Origin of the sequence: Vibrio ponticus (assembly GCF_009938225.1) — a bacterium.
GTDB classification, from domain to species: domain Bacteria; phylum Pseudomonadota; class Gammaproteobacteria; order Enterobacterales; family Vibrionaceae; genus Vibrio; species Vibrio ponticus.
This window is the reverse complement of sequence record NZ_AP019657.1, coordinates 1,698,790-1,712,785: the sequence shown is the minus strand read 5'-3', so window position 1 is coordinate 1,712,785 and position 13,996 is coordinate 1,698,790. Positions and strand designations below refer to the sequence as shown.

The following is a 13,996-nucleotide window of genomic DNA, read 5'->3' as shown; positions in this document are numbered from 1 at the left end:
ATTACAGTTAACCTAGGATGGTCTGTAGGTCATTCTCGACGGTGCTGATTGCACGCATATCGAATTTTTCTTGAATGATTGCCAATAGGTTGTCGGTCAAGAACGCAGGCGCGGTAGGACCGGTGTAAATGCCTTTAACGCCAAGAGCAAATAGCGTCAGTAGGATCACAATCGCTTTTTGTTCAAACCATGATAGAACCAGTGTTAGTGGCAGCTCATTGATGTCACAGTCAAACTCTTTAGCCAGTGCAAGCGCAAGTTGGATTGCTGAATAGGCATCATTACATTGACCAACATCGAGTAGGCGAGGGATACCGTTGATGTCACCGAATTGGTTTTTGTTGAAGCGGAACTTACCACATGCAAGAGTCAAGATAAGGGTATCTTCTGGTGCGTTGGCGGTGAAATCGGTGTAGTAACTGCGTTCTGATTTATCACCATCACAGCCGCCAACGAGGAAGAAGTGGCGAATGTTACCTTGTTTCACTTGGTCGATTACCGCCGGTGCTGCGTTCATGAGTGCGTTGCGACCAAATCCAACCGTGATCATTTGTTCGATTTCATCGTGTTGGAAGCCTGGCGCAGCCAGTGCCGCTTCAATAGCTGCTGAGAAATCATCACCTTCAATATGGCTTACACCTGGCCAACCTACGATGCTACGCGTAAATAGACGGTCAGCATATTGACCTACATTTGGGTTAAGCAAACAGTTTGACGTCATCACAATCGCACCAGGGAAGTTGGCAAATTCTTTCTGTTGGTTTTGCCAAGCGCTACCATAGTTACCCACTAGGTGAGGGTACTTGTTGAGTTCTGGGTAGCCGTGTGCTGGCAGCATTTCACCATTGGTGTAAACGTTGATGCCTTTGCCCTCGGTCTGCTGGAGGATTTTTTCGAGATCATGCAGATCATGACCTGATACTAGAATACATTTGCCTTTGACTGGTTTTACATTGACTGCTGTTGGTGCTGGGTGACCAAAAGTCGCGGTTTCGCCTAAATCAAGCATCTCCATCACTTTGTAGTTCATCAAGCCGATTTCCATCGAACACTCAAGTAGCTGATTAAGATCGGTAGGCTCAGTACCTAACCATGCCATGATTTTGTGGAACTGGGCATGAATGGCAGCGTCAGTCTGATCAAGGACACGAGCATGCTCCATGTAAGCCGCCGCACCTTTTAAGCCATAAAGGCACAATAAACGCAGACCAATGACATCTTCACTTACTTGTTCTTTACCACGGTTAACCGCAGCGTGAGGGGCAAAAGCGAGGATTTCTGCGGCGTCTGCTGGTAGTTCAAATTCGGCGACTTGAGGTGCAGCTTCAAGTTCAACATTGTTGAGAGCTGCTGCTGCAAGGGTTTGCTGCTTAAGCTCGGCCTTGTATTGCGCTGCTTGATTGGTAAATTCAAGAATACGCTCAGGGTCGAAGTTAACATTGGTTAATGTGGCAAAAAATGCGCGTGGTGCCCAAGTGTCGATTTCAGCATTAATAATGTTGAATGCGCGAGCTTGCTCAGCCCAGTAAGAAACGCCTTGTAGGGTGTAAACCAGAACGTCTTGTAGATCTGAAACTTCCGATGTTTTTCCACACATACCTTGTGTGAATGAACAGCCTTTAATGGTTGGGGTTTGAATTGTCTGTTCACATTGAATACAGAACATAGTGATACTCCAGTTTACTCGTAATAGTTATTCATTGGCTTAACCGACCACTTAAGCACGTATTGGCGCTGTATAGGTGGTTAGCGAGTTTTGATGAACGCTATAGAGCACGGAGTGTGCCAGTTTTTATCTTATTGATATTAAAGTGTTTTTGTCTTTGACTGATAATGTTTCGATGTAATAAAGACATCGTTGACGTTGTCTTTATTACATCGCTGAATCAAGGGAGAGCAGTTATTTGATACCGAGCTTTTTGCCCATACGATAGAGGTTACCGCGGTCCATTTGGAGAAAGTCCGCTGCTTGCGACCAAGTACTGTTCGATTGGTCTAAAGCATGAGCAATCAAATCTTTTTGATAAAGTTCGACCAGCGCGCGCATCGGTTGGCTGGTGGCAGGGAAGTACTGTGATGTGTTTTTTACATCAGTATCGTTTTTCACATCGTCAAAGTGGTGTAATTGAATCGTTGTTTGCTCGTTTTGGATCGCGTGTAAAGCTGCACGAGTTAAGCTATGTTCTAGTTCACGAACGTTGCCGTGCCAAGGTTGAGACTCCAGTACTTGTAACGCCTTAGGGTGCACATGTAAGTTTGGGGCATTGAATTGGCTACGCATTTTCTCGAGCAGATAACCAGACAGCACTGCAATGTCGCCATCACGTTCGCGCAGTGGCGGAACATGGATCGGAAAAACATTGAGACGATGGTACAGGTCGGCTCGAAAGCGTCCTTGTTCGACTTCTTCTTCAAGTTTGCGGTTGGTCGCGGCGATGATACGCACATTCACGGTTAGATGTTGATCGCTGCCCACCCGTTGTAACTCACCTTGTTGGATCACGCGCAGCAGTTTAGCTTGCAAAATCAAAGGTAACTCACCGATCTCATCTAAGAAAATGGTGCCACCATCGGCGAGTTCAAACTTGCCAGAACGATGACTATTGGCACCGGTAAATGCGCCTTTAACATGACCGAACAACTCACTTTCGGCGAGCCCTTCAGGCAGAGCGGCGCAGTTTACATAGATCATTGGTTTATCGGCTCGATGGGACTGTGCATGAAGATTGTGCGCCACTAACTCTTTGCCAGTGCCAGTTTCCCCCCAAACTAACACCGCAAAGTCGGACTTTGCGACGGTTGCGATGTTGCTTTTCAGTTTTTCAAACTGAGGGCTAAGACCAACCATGTCGCCTTGTTGAGTTCTCGCTTGTTGGATCAGGGTTTGAGTCACAGAGCGGTGCTTGCGGTTTTGTGATTTAAGTGCTTTGAATTGAGCAATGTTGCGCAGTGTGGCGGCAGTCAGTGCCGCAAAAGTATCGACCATTACAGGGTCAAGCTGGTCAAAGGCGCCAACGGTCAGTGCATCCATGGTGAGTACACCGACGAGCTGACCTTCTACGTAGAGGCTGCAACCGAGACAGTCATGTACATCAATTGTCTGTTCGGTGGTTAGCATCACGCCGTCAAATGGGTCAGGCAGGGCGCAGTTTGCGTCAAAACGAACCGGAGTTTTGCTCTGCATGATTTGCTGTAGGCGAGGGTGCGCGCTAGGGAAGAAGCGACGGCCTAGTATTGATTGAGAGACGCCCTTAACGGCAACCGGCGTAAGAAAGCCTTGTTGGTCAAGAATAAACAGTGCAGCGGCATCGCAAGGGAAGACCTGACTGATGCCTTCGACTAAGTGCTGATACTGCTCTTCACTGGTTAAATTGGAACTCAAGTTAAGGGCAATATTCAGGAGAGTTTGTTCAACGTTTGAAGGCATATCGAAGCTCTTATTGATAAAAGAGTCGCTATGCTAGCAAGGTGATGTCAAAAGTACATCGTGGCGAGTTTATAACTGATGTCCTTTTGACCAAGGTCAAAAACAAAATAGCCCCGCTAAGGCGAGGCTATGCGTGTTATTTGGTATGGTTAAGTTAGCAGTCAGAGCAATCCTCTGAGCCGCCAGCTTCATCAAACCATTGGGCAAGATGAGTTTTCAGATCTTTAAGCTCGTCAGGACCAATCAGTGCCAGACCAAGATCTTCTGCGCGGGTGATGTCGTTATAACGTAGCGGGCGGAAGCTGACTAACATTGCGCGAGCTTGCAGGCCACCTAATAGGTCACGCAGTGATTCTAGCTTGTAAAGCGTATCATCCCCGTCATCACGCATGCCTTTGGTTTTACATTCGATGATGTGCAGCTTGTTATTGACCACAGACGCCACGTCCAGTTCATTACGTACTTCACGTTCACCTAGCTGGCGGTAAACCTGAACATTCAGCGAGTGGTCTTGAATGGTCGGCATATCTTGTTGAATTTGACGTACGGTACTGTGGACTAAAGTTTCAAGCCACTCACCATTGGAGAAGCGACGTGCTTCCTCACTCGCAAAAGTCAAAATACCGTTCTCGTAGGTTGCGATTTGCGCTTCGACGAGATCAGAGAGAAGCATGTTGAGTTCACGATAGCCTTGCTGCTTTTCAGACAGTTCAACATCCAAACGTTGTTCTTTACGGCAGGTGGTTGCAAGGTAGTTGAGGGTAGCGAGACCAGGGCCTAACTCTAGGGCATTGCTTGCCCAACGTTCACCAAGTTCATAGAGCTTTTTATCAAGCTGAGGAGGGATATTATGCTCGGCAAACTCACCGCGAGCACCGAAGATGGTCAGATAATCGTCAATGGTGATTAAGTCTTCTACTTGCGTATCTTCACGACCTTCGGGGTAGAGCCAGCACAGGCGATCACTGTTTGGTTCCACAACAAAGATAGGCCAATGATAGCTACGGAAAACTTCGTAGACCGATAACAAACGATGACGTAAACCACAGCTTGCATTGAGTTTTATCGCACCGCCTCTGGATTTTAATTCATCAGCCAATTGAATGACGGCTTGTTTGATTCGTGACGTATTAGCGACGTTAGGTATTTCAAAAAATTCTGAGGTGATTTGGCGTTTTGCCAACACGCTGTGTAGGCGCTCATACATCTCTTTTTGCGCATCTATCCCAATGAACACAATGTGCTGACTGAGGGTTCTATTATCTAATAATGGTGTGACCAAACGAATTGGATCTTGGTCAATTATGCCAACATGAATTGCCATAGCTTTTCCTCATGGTTGGCTTGCAAAACGGGGTACTAAGGTAAAACACAGCAAGCCTTAGTAACCATATAATGTTCAGGTCTATAAAAAACAAGGGCGATTAACTAATTTAATCGCCCTTGTTCAATTATTTAGCCGGAAATTGACATTTATAGCCTAAACCGATGGACTAAATTGCCTTGTTGATTGGCTAAATTGGTGAGGTCGTTACTGGTTTCCGCGATATCTGCCATGGCTCGATAACTCGAATCAGCAATCTCATTGATTTCTTCCACACTTTGCGCAATGGCCGCGGTAGTACTGTTTTGCTCAGTACAAGCACTGGAAATATGCCCACTCATCTCAGTGATTTGAATAATCAGTGATTGAATCTCTTCCATCGCACTGTTGGCATCAGACGCCTGGTCAACCGTTAACGTCATGTCGTTCATACAGCTTTGGATGACATTGTTGGCAGAGCTAGAGCTGCTTTGTAGCGCGGCAATCATTTTCTCGATTTCAGAGGTTGATTCGGTGGTACGTTGGGCAAGTACTCGTACTTCGTCGGCTACTACCGCAAAGCCTCGTCCTTGCTCCCCAGCTCGGGCCGCTTCAATCGCAGCGTTAAGTGCGAGTAAGTTGGTTTGTTCAGCAATATTACGAATCACATCTAAGATGGTGCCGATCTGACTGCTCATGGTTTGTAGCTCTTTCACCGCGTCAACGGATTCAGTCAGGCGCATTTCAAGCTGATTGATGGTAGTGATATTGGTACTCATGATCTGGCGACCTTGCTCAGAGGCTACCTCGACCTGTTCAACCATCTGCAAAGAGCCTTGCGCGCTTTGTGCTACTTCTTCGACCGATTGACGCATCTGGTTCATCGCAGTTGCCACACTAGAGGTTTGCTGACGCTGCTGGTTTAACTGACTTTGTGCGCTCGACAAGGTCTGTTGGTTAGTGTTGGCTGTGTGAGTCAGGTTATCAGAGGCTTGGTTTAGTTTGACCAGAATATCATGCAGGTTATCGGCCAAGGTATTGATGTGTCCACTAACACGACTAAATTCGTTGTTGTAACGAATGTCGATACGCTGAGTCATATCACCATCGCTTAGCGCTTCCAGCGTCTTTAGAATACGAGTCAACGGATTACGTACGCTGTGGGCAATGTGATAGCCAATACCTGCCGCTAGGGCAACAATCACAATACACATGAAAATCGAACGAACTAGCCCAGAATCATACACACTGCCAGCTTCACTAAGTGACTGATTGAGACTTGCTTGAGCTGTTTCACTAAACGAATTAAGTAGTGAGCGTGAGGTGTCAACTTCCTTGGTTAAGTTGGCAATGTTTTCATACAACGCTTTACGTTCAGTGAGATAATTGTTGTGTTGATCGAGAACACCACCTTTCTGACCAATATCGATTGAGAATTGGGCAACAGAGGCATCAAATTCATCTTTCAATGACGGCATTTGCGTGGTTAAACCACTGTACGCGTAGTTAAGGTGAGTAACGGCTTTTTTGTTTTTCGCCACCGCTTTGGCAACCGCTTCAGTATCACTGCTGGCTAAAGCATCAGACGTAATCACCTCAGCATCTTTAAGCTTTTCAAAGTAACTGCGCGACATTACTTTGACGACAATATTGTCTTGTTTTTCAACGTACTCTTTCATTCCCGCACTCAGTTCAGAGTGCAGACGTTGGAATTGGCGTGTCGAGAGTTGAACTTGCTCTTGTGCGGCAAACATATTGCGATAGTTATCCATCGCTGAATCTGCAGCTGCAAAGTAACGCAGCTCAATTTGCTTTACTTCTTCAACGCGAGCGATCAATTCAGGGTCATTCGCACTGGCAGCTTCAAGCTCTTTCAAACTGTCATCATAGTAAGTCTTTGCCTCTTCGAATTGGGCTCGGATGGTATCCATGCGCTCAAAACTTTGAGTAGTAAGATAATCTTTAAACAGTTTATCGGCAGACAGCAAAGCCACGTTTGTACGGTTTGATAGAGACACCAACGGCAGCGACGTGTTGGTCACGCTTGCAAAATTCACGTGTATTTGTTCCATGCCGCGCAACGCCATTATCGTTGAGACAGCAAACATGAATATGATCAATGCAAAGCCAGCGTACATGCGCCTGATCACTGAGCCCTTCATAGATCTCTCCTTTATTTGTTTATTTGCAGTAAAAAATATCAGAATTCGGACAACTGTTTTCATATCGAGACACACGTTTTATGACGCACAAGACAAAAATAACTTGGTCGCATGTAGTTTTCAGAATCGTCAATCTTATGTGTCGCTGTTTTTAATTGTGATTTAGTGACGCATGACGCATACTCGTCATATACCTAAATAGCTGCAAAGAAGTGCCTAAGTTACAATTTGGCTGTTTATGTATACCATTCAGTTAGGTTAATTAATCATGGAGTTCAGCATGGCTGAAGAGACTATTTTTAGTAAAATTATTCGTAAAGAAATCCCAGCAGATGTTGTTTATCAAGATGACCTAGTCACTGCATTTCGTGATATCAACCCTCGTGCTCCAAAACATATCCTAATCATCCCAAATAAATTAATCCCGACAGTGAATGACGTCGAAGCGGATGATGAATTGGCTATGGGTCGAATGTTTACGGTGGCAAAGAAAATTGCTCAAGAAGAAGGTATCGCTGAAAATGGTTACCGTTTGATCGTGAACTGTAACGCCCACGGCGGTCAAGAAGTGTACCATATTCATATGCATTTAGTCGGCGGTGCGCCATTAGGCCCATTGCTAATGAACTAATTCAGGCTGAACACAGTCTATAGTTATAAAGCGAAAAAGCACAATCCGATGGTTGTGCTTTTTAATAACCATTAAGAATTTCGGAGTGCGGATTGAACAAAGCTATTCGACTCGTCGTGCTAACGATTAGCGCTTTACAATTAACTGCGTGTGCAAACTTTTCGGCTGGCAATTTATTTAGTCACTATAGCGCGCAGAACCAAGAAGTTTATCAAGCAGTCAAGCGCGGTGATTATTCAGCGGCAGAGCAAGCATTGCCAGACGGAATTGCTGGGGACATTCTTGATAATTTTGAACGTGGACGCGTCTATCTGCTCAATAATAACGATCAGCAGAGTTTGAGTTCGTTAGAACTGAGTGACCAAGCGGTACGTAAAGAGCAAGATAAGGCGACCGTTTCAATCACGGATACCGCGACGAGCATTGGTGCACTAGCGGTCAATGATAACTTAAATATCTATTATCCCGCCGATTATGAGCTCGGATTCCTCCATCTATACTTAGGATTAAATTACGTCAAAGAAAATAAGCTAGATGATGCGTTAGTGGAAATGCGCCGAGCTAACCAAGTGCAAGAGCAGGCAAGGGCAGAGCGAGAAAGACAACTTGAAGCAGCGCAATCTGAAATGGAATCGCAAGGCTTAACACCTAACATTGGCAGCGTATTAGCGCAATATCCTGATGCGGGAAAAAAACTGCAAGCAGTACAAAATGCCTATTTGATGTATTTATCAGCGTTGTTATATGAAGCGGATGGTGACTTGAACAGCGCGTATGTTGACTACCGACGAGCGTTGGCAGTGATGCCAGATAACCGCGCCGTTATTGACAGTACTATGCGTGCAGCCCGTCGTTTAGGAATGAGTGACGATTTGCGCATGCTGGAAAAACGTTATGGTAAGGCACAAGCGAATCAATCCGGCAAAGCACGTGTGATTATTTTGCAAGAGCAGGATACGGTCGAAGCGATGCAGGGGTGGAAGTTATCTTTACCTCTTTATGACAGTCGTGGCAATGGGGCGTTGTACTCTTTAGCGTTACCTTATTATCCATCAGCGAACTTAGCGACTTTTTCGCCGCTTAGGTTAAATCAGCAATCAGTGCCAAATGAACTACTGGCCGATGTTAATCTTATGGCACAGCAAGATTTGTCTGAACGGATGCCGAACATCATTATTCGCCAAGCTCTGCGTGTCGTGGCAAAAGATCAGGTGCGCAAAGAAGCTGCTCGTGGCGATGATGTTGGTAACTTAATTTTTAATGTCTGGAACACGCTGACAGAGCAACCAGACACACGTAGCTGGCAAACATTACCTGCCGCTGTCTATGCGAGTAGCGTAATGGTTGATGAAGGTCAGCAACGTTTGGATATTGGGGGACAGTCTTACCAGTTTAACCTTGCGGAAGGTAACACCGCTCTGGTTTGGCTATCTCGTCAAGGAAACAATGCTACAGTGTGGCATAAGCAACTAGGAAGATTGTAATGAAGAAATTCGTTTTAGTGATCTTATCAATTTTAGCGATTGCAGGGTGTTCAACCAACACGTCTGGGCTAAGAATTGATGGTGATACTCAAAAGGTACTGTTTGCTAATGACTCAATGTCACGCAGTTTGACCATTAATGATATTACAACCACATCGGTTGATGGGCATACGCAAGGTATTGTTAGCTTAAGCAGTAATATCAGCTCAGATTTAGACTTGTTGTACCGCTTCTATTGGTACGATGGTCAAGGTCTTGAAGTGACTAAGCCTGGTAACTGGCGACGTCTTATCGTTCGTGGTGAAGAGACCCTGTCTATTTCCGAGGTATCGGTCAATCCAAATGCGACTCAATTTAGAGTGCAAATTCGAAATAACAACGATTAATACAGGAACTAAGTTCTAAAGGGCTTAGTCAAATCTATTAAAAATTAAGGAACATAGAATGAATAAAAGTGTTATTGCACTGCTTGGTCTTGCTGTTGTTTTGGGTGGTTGTTCTAACCAAGTTAGCTATGGTGATGCACAAGCTGTGGAAACCACGACAATTGATTTCGGCTCTACCGATCTCCAAACAATCGCTGGTGAAATGGTTGATAGCATGTTGCAATCTGGCTCGGTAGCGGCGATTACACGTGACTCTCGTCCGATCGTTTTTGTTGAGCGAGTGAAGAACAAAACCAGTGAACATATTGATACAGAGTCGATTACTGACACGATTAGTACCAAGATGCTGAATTCTGGTAAGTTCCGTTTCGTCGATATGGGGCGTGTAGAAGCGGTGCGTGATCAACTTAACTTCCAGAACAATGACGAGTTAGTCAATCAAAGCAACGCAATTCAATTCGGTAAAATGGTCGGTGCTCAGTACATGCTGTACGGTAACCTATCAAGCATCGCGAAAAGTGCAGGTAGCGACAAAGACGTTTACTACAAAATGACGATGCGTTTGATGGATCTGGAAACGGGTCTAATTGAATGGGCTGATGAAACTGAGATTCGTAAACAAGAATCTAAGAGCTTCCTTGGCCTATAAGTAAAAACCAGTAGAAGGAACGTTATATGGCGCGAATGTCATGGCGTGAAGCATGTCAGTTAGACAATTCTTTAACCGCTTTAGAGCGTTTCTTCACTGTTCCCCCTGATTATGCTCAGACCTTAACCGGGGGGTTAACCAATCGCTGTTGGAAAGTTGTTGCTGCCAATGGCAATGCTTATGTTTGGCGTCCGACTACACCAATCACTCAAGCCTTTTCAATTTCCCGTTTTCAAGAATATCAAATTCTGTCCGCAATCCATGATTCTGGGCTAAGCCCTCAAGCCGTGTTTATCTGTGACAAAGGCTTACTGGTGGAGTGGCTTGCCGGTGATTCTCTGACCGAGACCCTCTCTTTTGAGCAATTGCTCGTAGCGTTAGTCGCCGTTCATCAGTTGTCTACTGCTCGTTTGCCTGTCGCGCCATTTAATTTTACTGCTCGAGTTGATCATTACTGGATGCAGCTTAAGCCAGAGCTCAAAACTCAAGACTATGAGATGGTTTATCGTGAGTGGCGCAATGCCCCAAGTCTGGCAGATGTGGGGCATACGTTGTGTCATTTTGATTTGGCGGGTTACAACATGGTGCAAGGGACCGATAAACTGCAAATCATCGATTGGGAATATGCCACAATCGGTGATCCTCGCTTGGATCTCTGTTTGAGTATTGATGTAGCAGGGGTGGATGAAATGGCTGCGATTCAGCGTTATTGCCAGAGCCGCAATCTAGAGGGAATTGATGATTGGTTTGAAGGGGTTCGCGCCTGGCGTCCTAGGGCGAATATGATGGCAATGCTTTGGTATCTGTTAGCATTTCAGCTTTGGGGAGACGACTACTACCTCCATCAAGCTGAACAATTAAAACAGCAGTTTTGCACGTGAGATCACTGTTTCACAGATCGATACTGAGAATGTTTCTTCTAGCCCTTTAAAACCCTAGCTTTCGTGTTAGATTTAACTGTGCTTGTTGCTATTCAGTTAGTTAAACCGAACTAGTCTTAACAACAGGCCTGCAGTTAAATCGGGGATTAAATATGATTATTTACTTACACGGATTTGATAGTACCAGCCCGGGTAACCACGAGAAGGTTCTTCAACTTCAGTTTATTGACGACGACGTTCGATTCATCAACTACAGTACGCTGCATCCCAAGCATGATATGCAGCATCTATTAAAAGAAGTTCACAAAGTTATCGAACAGTCTGACGATCCAAATCCAATCATTTGTGGCGTTGGTCTTGGTGGATATTGGTCTGAGCGTATTGGCTTCTTGTGTGGCATCAAACAGGTTATTTTTAACCCTAATTTACACCCTGAACGCAATATGCAAGGTCGAATTGATCGCCCTGAAGAGTACGAAGATATCGCAACCAAATGTGTCGCAGAGTTCCGTAACAAAAACAGCCAGCGTTGTATGGTGATTCTTTCTAAGCAAGATGAAATCCATAACAATGAAGATACGGCTAATGAGCTCAAGGCATATTATGACATTGTTTGGGACGATACACAGACGCATAAGTTTAAGAAGATCTCTCAGCATCTTCAGGCGATGAAGGCATTTAAGCAAGCTGACTAAACGATCGCGAGATTTATCAGCATGCAACAGAGTAACGGTACCTTAGGGTGCCGTTTTTTTATGCTTTAAAACTGAGAAATTAAATCTTTGATTACATAATCCCATACATTTTCTAATGAATTTACTGCATTCTCTTGTTGCGTCGCTAAATTTGCTCTATATAATGAGTCGCATAAAAATAATTTGATAAATATCAAAAAAAATTGAGAGTGAGTAAAAAACTTGCCCAAATTATGCAGGTTAGCACATGTTTTGAGTGTGTTGATGCATACTCGCTAAGCGCGAGCTTTTATCCAATCACGTAGTTTACTGAGAGAACCTCTAACGCATTCGATGCGTGTAACCCAAAAAAATTTAATCGGTCTGCTTTGTTGCAGGCTTTATCCAAGCGAGCTTGGAACCAATAATTTTTCGTTTTTTTATTTTAGAGGACAGTTGCTATGACACGAATTATCGTAGTAGGTGGCGGCGCAGGCGGTCTTGAGCTTGCAACTAAATTAGGTCGAACTCTTGGTCGTAAAGGTCGCGCAAAGGTAACTTTGGTTGATCGCAAAGCGAGTCATTTGTGGAAGCCTCTGTTGCACGAAGTCGCGACTGGTTCATTGGATGAAGGTGTGGACGCATTAAGCTATCGCGCACACGCTAAAAACCATCATTTCGATTTCCAACTTGGTAGCTTAGAAGATATCGATCGTGAGCGTAAAGCGATCAAACTAGCTGAGTTGAAAGACGAGCAAGGTGCGTTACTCATGCCAGCGCGTGAGCTAGAGTACGATGTGTTGGTACTAGCAATTGGTTCAACATCGAATGACTTTAACACTCCGGGCGTCCGTGAAAACTGTATCTTCCTCGATAGCCCTGAGCAGGCACACCGTTTCCGCACCAACATGAACAACGAGTTTTTGAAACTGCATGCGAAAAATGGCCAAGGTACGGTAGATATCGCGATCGTTGGCGCAGGCGCAACCGGTGTAGAACTGTCTGCTGAACTGCATAACGCAGTAAAAGAGCTTCGTACTTATGGCTTTGGCGATCTTGATTCAAGCAAGCTTAACGTTAACCTAATTGAAGCCGGCGAGCGTATTCTACCTGCTCTACCACCGCGTATTTCTGGCGCGGCTCATCAAGAGTTGACCAAGTTAGGTGTGAATGTTCGTACTGCGACTATGGTTACTCAGGCGGATAAAGATGGCTTGACCACGAAAGACGGCGAAAAGATCCCTGCGCAAATTATGGTGTGGGCAGCGGGTATTAAAGCGCCTGATTTTATGAAAGAAATCGGCGGTCTTGAAAGCAACCGTATCAACCAGCTAGTGGTGAAAGACACGCTGCAAACAACGCGTGATGACAGCATCTTTGTGATTGGCGACTTGGCACAATGTACCCAAGCTGACGGTTCATTCGTACCACCACGCGCTCAAGCGGCACACCAAATGGCAAGCCGCGCGTTTGGTAACATTGTGGCAATGCTGACCAATCGTGAGTTGAAGCCGTATGTATATCAAGACAAAGGCTCGCTTGTATCACTTAGCCGCTTCTCAACCGTTGGTAGCCTAATGGGTAACCTAACCAAAGGTTCGATGATGATTGAAGGGCGTATTGCGCGTGTGGTGTATATTTCGCTATACCGCATGCACCAAATGGCGCTGCACGGTGTGTTTAAGACAGCATTGATTGTATTAATGGGACGCATTAACCGCGTACTGCGACCAAATCTAAAACTGCACTAATTCCTAGTGCTAAAGCGATAAAGATAAAGAGCTCTTCAGGGAGCTCTTTTGCTATCTAGGACTCGCGGTTGTCAGTCAGGAATGATCGAATAAACTGCGCCTTGCTTGGGCTTACCATTAAACAGAAAACGGTTGGCCGCGAGCGTTTCAAATTTTGCTCCACATGCTATCGCAAGTTTCTGACTGGCATGGTTGTCGGGATCGCAAACAATCTCTAAACGCGTCAGCTTCAATATATCAAAACAAAACTCGCACAGAGCGGAGAGCGCTTTACAGCCATAACCTTGGTGTTGAAACCCATCCGCTAACCAGTAGCCAAGGCTGGCCATATTAAAGGTGTGGTAGAGTTCGTTGATGGCGACCATGCCAATCAGACACCCATCACTACGACGAAAGATACCGAAACCATAAGCATCCGCTTTGACCCAATTGAGTCGGGTTGACAGTAAAAAGCGGTCTGCTTCTTCGATACTAAACGCAGGGTGACACCACTCAATCCATTGATGAAGGCTAGGGGAGTGGGCGACTAATGCACGCAGTTCTTCATTTTCTTCTGCATCAATTAAGCGCAGCACAAATTCCGGTGTAATGATTTGATAATCAGGGCTCATACTATCTACGAACAATCACTTACAGAAAAGAAAGTAT

Annotated in this window: 12 protein-coding genes; 7 read left to right on the top strand and 5 right to left on the bottom strand. The window is 45.2% G+C overall.

The window, feature by feature from the left end; genetic code table 11:
- Positions 1–7 precede the first annotated feature (7 nt).
- From hcp to GZN30_RS07445, 4 genes are all read right to left on the bottom strand, one after another.
- On the bottom strand, positions 8–1,666 hold the full coding sequence (gene hcp / locus GZN30_RS07460) for a hydroxylamine reductase (RefSeq protein WP_075648651.1): 1,659 nt from the start codon (positions 1,664–1,666) through the stop codon (positions 8–10).
- Between the two features lie 234 nt (positions 1,667–1,900).
- Positions 1,901–3,427 carry a nitric oxide reductase transcriptional regulator NorR gene (gene norR, locus GZN30_RS07455; RefSeq protein ID WP_075648650.1) on the bottom strand — a complete coding sequence of 509 codons (1,527 nt, stop codon included), beginning with the start codon at positions 3,425–3,427 and terminating at the stop codon, positions 1,901–1,903.
- A 154-nt stretch (positions 3,428–3,581) separates the two neighbouring features.
- Positions 3,582–4,751, bottom strand: coding sequence for a DUF1887 family protein (locus GZN30_RS07450; RefSeq protein WP_075648649.1), 1,170 nt, complete (start codon positions 4,749–4,751; stop codon positions 3,582–3,584).
- Between the two features lie 149 nt (positions 4,752–4,900).
- Complete coding sequence (locus tag GZN30_RS07445; protein ID WP_075648648.1) at positions 4,901–6,892, bottom strand: methyl-accepting chemotaxis protein; 1,992 nt, start codon at positions 6,890–6,892, stop codon at positions 4,901–4,903.
- 280 nt (positions 6,893–7,172) lie between these two features.
- Between GZN30_RS07445 and hinT the strand changes: the two genes are divergently transcribed.
- The 7 genes from hinT (at position 7,173) to GZN30_RS07410 (ending at position 13,348) form a co-directional block, all read left to right on the top strand.
- Complete coding sequence (gene hinT / locus GZN30_RS07440) at positions 7,173–7,523, top strand: purine nucleoside phosphoramidase (RefSeq protein ID WP_075648647.1); 351 nt, start codon at positions 7,173–7,175, stop codon at positions 7,521–7,523.
- 92 nt (positions 7,524–7,615) lie between these two features.
- The gene (locus GZN30_RS07435) at positions 7,616–9,007 is read left to right on the top strand and encodes a COG3014 family protein (RefSeq protein WP_075648646.1); all 1,392 of its coding nucleotides are present in this window, start codon (positions 7,616–7,618) and stop codon (positions 9,005–9,007) included.
- Positions 9,007–9,393 (top strand): YcfL family protein, encoded by a 387-nt coding sequence (locus GZN30_RS07430; RefSeq protein WP_075648645.1) that lies wholly within the window; start codon positions 9,007–9,009, stop codon positions 9,391–9,393. The genes GZN30_RS07435 and GZN30_RS07430 overlap by 1 nt, the downstream gene beginning before the upstream one ends.
- 58 nt (positions 9,394–9,451) lie before the next feature.
- Positions 9,452–10,042, top strand: a complete 591-nt coding sequence (gene lpoB / locus GZN30_RS07425; RefSeq protein ID WP_075648644.1) for a penicillin-binding protein activator LpoB — start codon at positions 9,452–9,454, stop codon at positions 10,040–10,042.
- Between the two features lie 26 nt (positions 10,043–10,068).
- Entirely contained in the window at positions 10,069–10,923 is an 855-nt protein-coding gene (locus tag GZN30_RS07420; protein ID WP_075648643.1) for a phosphotransferase, read from the top strand.
- A 152-nt stretch (positions 10,924–11,075) separates the two neighbouring features.
- Complete coding sequence (gene ycfP, locus GZN30_RS07415; protein ID WP_075648642.1) at positions 11,076–11,618, top strand: alpha/beta hydrolase YcfP; 543 nt, start codon at positions 11,076–11,078, stop codon at positions 11,616–11,618.
- A gap of 440 nt (positions 11,619–12,058) precedes the next feature.
- A complete protein-coding gene (locus GZN30_RS07410; RefSeq protein ID WP_075648641.1) occupies positions 12,059–13,348 on the top strand; it encodes an NAD(P)/FAD-dependent oxidoreductase in 1,290 nt (429 codons plus the stop codon).
- A gap of 71 nt (positions 13,349–13,419) precedes the next feature.
- Here the strand turns inward: GZN30_RS07410 and GZN30_RS07405 are convergent, their stop codons facing one another.
- Positions 13,420–13,959, bottom strand: coding sequence for a GNAT family N-acetyltransferase (locus GZN30_RS07405; protein WP_075648640.1), 540 nt, complete (start codon positions 13,957–13,959; stop codon positions 13,420–13,422).
- Positions 13,960–13,996 lie beyond the last annotated feature (37 nt).

Coding starts and splice junctions, on each gene's coding strand:
- hcp (WP_075648651.1), bottom strand. CDS start 1,666: ATGTTCTGTATTCAATGTGAACAGACAATTCAAACCCCAACCATTAAA.
- norR (WP_075648650.1), bottom strand. CDS start 3,427: ATGCCTTCAAACGTTGAACAAACTCTCCTGAATATTGCCCTTAACTTG.
- GZN30_RS07450 (WP_075648649.1), bottom strand. CDS start 4,751: ATGGCAATTCATGTTGGCATAATTGACCAAGATCCAATTCGTTTGGTC.
- GZN30_RS07445 (WP_075648648.1), bottom strand. CDS start 6,892: ATGAAGGGCTCAGTGATCAGGCGCATGTACGCTGGCTTTGCATTGATC.
- hinT (WP_075648647.1), top strand. CDS start 7,173: ATGGCTGAAGAGACTATTTTTAGTAAAATTATTCGTAAAGAAATCCCA.
- GZN30_RS07430 (WP_075648645.1), top strand. CDS start 9,007: ATGAAGAAATTCGTTTTAGTGATCTTATCAATTTTAGCGATTGCAGGG.
- lpoB (WP_075648644.1), top strand. CDS start 9,452: ATGAATAAAAGTGTTATTGCACTGCTTGGTCTTGCTGTTGTTTTGGGT.
- GZN30_RS07420 (WP_075648643.1), top strand. CDS start 10,069: ATGGCGCGAATGTCATGGCGTGAAGCATGTCAGTTAGACAATTCTTTA.
- ycfP (WP_075648642.1), top strand. CDS start 11,076: ATGATTATTTACTTACACGGATTTGATAGTACCAGCCCGGGTAACCAC.
- GZN30_RS07410 (WP_075648641.1), top strand. CDS start 12,059: ATGACACGAATTATCGTAGTAGGTGGCGGCGCAGGCGGTCTTGAGCTT.
- GZN30_RS07405 (WP_075648640.1), bottom strand. CDS start 13,959: ATGAGCCCTGATTATCAAATCATTACACCGGAATTTGTGCTGCGCTTA.